General features: G+C 62.6%; 4 protein-coding genes and 1 pseudogene. 3 read left to right on the top strand and 2 right to left on the bottom strand.

The window, feature by feature from the left end:
- Window positions 1–136: 136 nt before the first annotated feature.
- The 3 genes from ACFPN9_RS26235 to phnC are packed head-to-tail and all read left to right on the top strand — an operon-like array spanning window position 137 to window position 2,798.
- On the top strand, window positions 137–1,015 hold the full coding sequence (locus tag ACFPN9_RS26235; RefSeq protein ID WP_377817909.1) for a phosphate/phosphite/phosphonate ABC transporter substrate-binding protein: 879 nt from the start codon (window positions 137–139) through the stop codon (window positions 1,013–1,015).
- Between the two features lie 58 nt (window positions 1,016–1,073).
- A complete protein-coding gene (gene phnE, locus ACFPN9_RS26230) occupies window positions 1,074–1,886 on the top strand; it encodes a phosphonate ABC transporter, permease protein PhnE (RefSeq protein WP_024922083.1) in 813 nt (270 codons plus the stop codon).
- A 3-nt stretch (window positions 1,887–1,889) separates the two neighbouring features.
- A complete protein-coding gene (gene phnC, locus ACFPN9_RS26225; RefSeq protein ID WP_233109148.1) occupies window positions 1,890–2,798 on the top strand; it encodes a phosphonate ABC transporter ATP-binding protein in 909 nt (302 codons plus the stop codon).
- A gap of 47 nt (window positions 2,799–2,845) precedes the next feature.
- Here the strand turns inward: phnC and istB are convergent, their stop codons facing one another.
- Together istB and istA are read right to left on the bottom strand one after the other, a co-directional pair.
- The gene (gene istB / locus ACFPN9_RS26220; protein WP_006023736.1) at window positions 2,846–3,640 is read right to left on the bottom strand and encodes an IS21-like element helper ATPase IstB; all 795 of its coding nucleotides are present in this window, start codon (window positions 3,638–3,640) and stop codon (window positions 2,846–2,848) included.
- Window positions 3,630–4,703: pseudogene (istA, locus tag ACFPN9_RS26215) on the bottom strand (IS21 family transposase); the annotation flags it as partial. The pseudogene istA and the gene istB, both read right to left, overlap by 11 nt.
- Window positions 4,704–4,803: the final 100 nt, after the last annotated feature.

Below are 4,803 nucleotides of genomic sequence, written 5' to 3'. Positions count from 1 at the left end.
GGCATCGATGAACGAAACCCGGTCCGTGCGGCGCTGGTCGGCGGCGGAGCGCTGTACATCGGGTTCGCGAGCGAAGGCATCAATCTACTGACCCTTAAGTCAGTCCCTGTTCGATCTAGCAATGTGTGGAGACGTTATGAGCATTAACAGACGCAAGTTCCTGGCGACCACCGCGGCGGCGGCGGCGGCCACTTCAGTTTTTCGGCCAGCCATCGCGCAGACCAAGAAACTTCGATTCGCGGTGGGACCGCTTCTGCCCAACCCCGAGGACACGAAGAAGGCGTTCGGGCCGGTATTTGCCCATATTGCAAAAGAGCTCGGTGCAGATTTCGAGCTCTCGGCGACCACCGATTGGGCCGGGATGGCAGTTGCCATGGGCGGCGGTCAGCTCGATCTGGCATGGATGGGGCCGTGGGGCTACATCATTGCCAACAACGCGACCGGTTGTCAGGCGGTCGCCACCGTCAAATATGATGAAAAGCTGACTTATCAGGCCATCATCATTGCGCGGCCCGATCTCAAGGTGACGAAATTCCCCGACGATACGAAGGACAAATCGATTTCCTTTGCCGACGTCGGCTCCACATCCGGCTGGTTGATCCCGACCTTCTACGCAAAGGAAGTCTGGAAAATCGATCCCAAGGCCTTCTGGAAGTACAGCGACGGGGCCACACACGGGGCCAACGAGATCGCTGTCTCGTCTGGCCAGGTGGACATGGCTACCGACTTCGACCGCAACCGCAATGCCATGATCGCATCCGGCCAGGTCAAGGAGGACTCAAACAAGATCATCTGGACATCGGACCCGCTGCCCAACGATGCCATCGCGGTACCCGCCAACGCTTCCGCCGAGATGTCGAGCAAGGTGCAGGCCATCCTGACCGCGATCACGGTCGAGCAGGCAAAGTTGCTGCTGCCGAACCGGTACACCGGCTTTGTCGCGGCGACCCATGCCTCCTACAGGTTGATCGAGAATGCCGGCATCTCCGTCGGCAAGATCAAGGCAAAGGTGTGAGATGAACGCTACGGGAGCGAGACGTCTCCTCGAGGGCTCGATCGCTGGTCACGGCGGGATGAAATCCGCTGCAGAAGCCCTTGCCAAGCTCGAAGCTGCGCAACGCACATTCAGCGTTGCGCGAGTAAAAGGCTGGTTGCTCGTAGCGATTATCGTTGCTTTCTATCTGGTCGCCGCCGAACTCGCGCAGCTGGACCTCGGCAAGCTCGCCACGGGTCTCCCAAGACTTTGGGATTGGCTGTCGCGAGCCTGGCCGCCGAAGTTCGAGGAACTGCCGGTGTTCCTTTGGCGAACGGCGGAAACGGTCGCCATGGCCGCGATTGGCACAACGCTCGCCACGCTGATCGGGTTGCCTTTTGCGATCCTGGCAAGCCGCAATATCACGCCCTTTCCGTTGCTGTATTTCCCGACGAGGTGGTTTCTGAACGCGCTGCGTGGAATCGATTCCTTCGTGTTTGCGCTGTTGTTCGTGGCCGCGGTCGGGCTCGGGCCGTTCGCAGGTGTGCTCGGCATAACCCTCCACACGGCCGGCACGGCCGCCAAGTTCTTCGCCGATCAGATCGAAAGCGCGGACCTCGGTCCTCACAATGCGATCCGCGCAACCGGTGCGGGGCGACTTACCGCACTCACATACGGGCTCCTGCCGGATATTCTGCCGCTTCTACTCTCAACCTCGCTGTTCTGGCTGGAGTTCAACGTCCGCGCCTCCACTGTGTTGGGCGTCGTCGGCGCAGGCGGCATCGGCCAGGAGCTGAAGAACAGCATGGACCTTCTCGACTTCTCCCGGCTTTTCACAATCATAGCCGTCATCCTCATTGTCGTGACAGCGCTGGACTGGCTGTCGGGGTGGCTGCGCAAGAGGCTTGTTTGACCAATGGGTGACGCCGTGGACACGACATCTGCCAATGGGCGCACGTTAGGCTCGCAGCCGGACATTGTCGGCAAGCCGCCGGTGCTCACCGTCGAGGACTTCTCGAAGAGCTTCGGGGCGCGGTCGGCGGTGGAGAATGTGAGCTTTTCGTTGATGGAGCATGAATTCGTTGCGGTTCTGGGACCGAGCGGCGCCGGTAAAACCACGCTGTTTCGCTGTATCACCGGTTCGGCCAAATCGGACGCGGGGCGCATTCGCTTCGGCGGCACCGAGATCGAGCGGCTGACGCCCCGCGAGCTGCGACAAATCGCGGTCGTCTTCCAGCAATTCAATCTGGTGCGCCGGCTCACGGCTCTCGACAACGTGCTGGCCGGGCGGCTCGGTTATTTACCGACCTGGCGCGGCGTATTCCGCCGCTTCGAGCGCGCGGACAAGCTCAGGGCGTTCGAATGCCTGGAGCGTGTCGGCATGCTCGATCACGCGCTCCAGCGCGCCGACACGCTCTCCGGCGGGCAGCAGCAGCGGGTCGCGATCGCGCGCGCGCTCGCCCAGGAGCCACGGTTGATCGTCGCCGACGAGCCGGTTGCAAGTCTCGACCCCAGTTCGGCCGCCGGGGTCATGCAACTTCTCAAGGACATCGCGCGGGACGAAGGCGTTGCCGTGATCTGCAGCCTGCATCAGGTCGGCTATGCTCGCACATTCACCGATCGCGTCATCGGTCTTGCGCGTGGCCGCGTTGTCGTCGATGCGCCGACGCAGAGCTTGGACGAGGCTGCGTATGACGCGCTTTACGGTTCCGCGGACCTGCGATCGAACACTGCTACGACCGGGCACTCCGGGATGCCGGACCACCATTCGACCGTGGAAAAAGACCGCAGGGCGGCCCTTCTGTTGATTTCCGGCGAGAAGTGACCCTGGATTTCCACTGAGAAGTGACCCGGGGTGATGGTGGTCTTGGGTCAGGTTGCGGTCAAGTTTCGGGGCTTCTCCTTTGAGGGTTTGGGTGGTTTGGTCGAGCTGGCTCTGAAGCGGAAGCTGTCGTTTCCGGTCTCCAGGATATGGCAGTGGTGCGTGAGCCGGTCGAGCAAGGCCGTGGTCATCTTGGCATCGCCGAAGACCGTGGCCCATTCGGAGAAGCTGAGATTGGTGGTGATGATGACGCTGGTGCGCTCATAGAGCTTGCTCAGCAGGTGGAAGAGCAAGGCGCCGCCGGAGGCGCTGAACGGCAGATAGCCGAGTTCATCGAGGATGACGAGATCGGTGTGGACGAGGCGGCCGGCGATCTGTCCAGCTTTGCCCTGGGCCTTTTCCTGTTCGAGGGCGTTGACGAGCTCGACGGTGGAGAAGAAGCGGACCCGCTTGTGATGATGCTCGATGGCGTGGACTCCGAGAGCCGTGGCGATGTGGGTTTTGCCGGTACCCGGACCGCCGATCAGGACGACGTTGTGTGCGTCGTCGAGGAACTCGCAGCGATGGAGCTGGCGGACGAGCGCCTCGTTGACCTCGCTACTGGCGAAGTCGAAGCCGGCGAGGTCGCGATAGGCCGGGAAGCGCGCGGTCTTGAGCTGGTAGGTGGTCGATCGCACCTCCCGTTCGGCGGTCTCGGCCTTCAAGAGTTGTGCGAGGATCGGCATGGCGGTCTCGAAGGCCGGTGATCCCTGTTCCGTTAGCTCCGTGATGGCCTGGGCCATGCCATGCATCTTGAGGCTGCGCAGCATGATGACGATGGCTCCACTGGCTGGATTATGACGCATGGCGCGCCTCCCTGGCTCGGCGCAGGGCGTCATAGCGCTCGACGTTGGCCTGAGGCTCAGTGGTCAGCGTGAGGGCGGGGGGAGCCGGGATCGTTGGCGTGCTCAGCGGCGTACCGTCGATCAGCCGGTGCAGCAGGTTGATGATGTGGGTCTTGGTCGGCACGCCGGCCTGAAGGGCGAGCTCTACGGCCGTGAGCACGACCTGCTCATCGTGCTGGAGGACCAAGGACAGAATCTCGACCATCTCGCGGTCACCGCCTGGCCGCTTGAGCAAGTGCTGCTGCAGGGATCGAAACGCGGGCGGCATCTCAGCGAACGGCGCGCCGTTGCGCAGGGCACCGGGCTTGCGCTGGACGACGGCCAGATAATGCCGCCAGTCATAGACGGTCCGGCTCAGACGATCATGAGAGCGAGCGAACACTCGGCGATGCTCGCAGATTGCTTGCCCTTCAGCGACGAGGACGATCCGGTCGGGATAGACCCGCAGGCTCACCGGACGGTTGGCGAAGGAGGCCGGCACGCTGTAGCGATTGCGCTCCAGATGAACGAGGCAGGTCGGGGAAACGCGTTTGGCGTGCTCGACGAAGCCGTCGAACGGCCGCGGCACCGCCATCAGGTGCCGGATCTCCTCGCTCCAGACATCGGCGATCGAGCCGGGCTGCGAGCCGTGCCCGGTCTGTGACCACAACTCCCGGCACCGGGTCTCCAACCAGTCGTTCAGAGCTTCCAGGGAGGGAACGTTCGGCAGGGGTTGCCAGAGCCGATGACGGGCATCCTGTACGTTCTTCTCAATCTGCCCTTTCTCCCAGCCGGAAGCGGGGTTGCAGAACTCCGCCTCGAACAGGAAGTGGCTCACCATGGCCGAGAAGCGGATGTTGACCTGGCGTTCCTTGCCGCGGCCGACCTTGTCGACGGCCGTCTTCATGTTGTCGTAGATGCCCCGCCGTGGCACGCCGCCCAACACCCGGAAGGCGTGGTTATGGGCATCAAACAGCATCTCGTGGGTCTGGAGCAGGTAGGCTCGAAGCGTGAAGGCCCGACTGTAGGACAGCTTGACATGGGCGTGTCAGGCGCCACGACAAACTGCCCCCCTGACGCCATGAGGAACTGACCCCTCTGGAGAGGAGGTCGGCATGGAAGAGCAAGAGGTTCAGAGTTCTCCG

Origin of the sequence: Allobosea massiliensis (assembly GCF_042655245.1) — a bacterium.
Taxonomy (GTDB): Bacteria; Pseudomonadota; Alphaproteobacteria; order Rhizobiales; family Beijerinckiaceae; genus Allobosea; species Allobosea massiliensis.
Note: the sequence above shows the minus strand (reverse complement) of the source record. Positions and strands in the feature narration are given on the sequence as shown.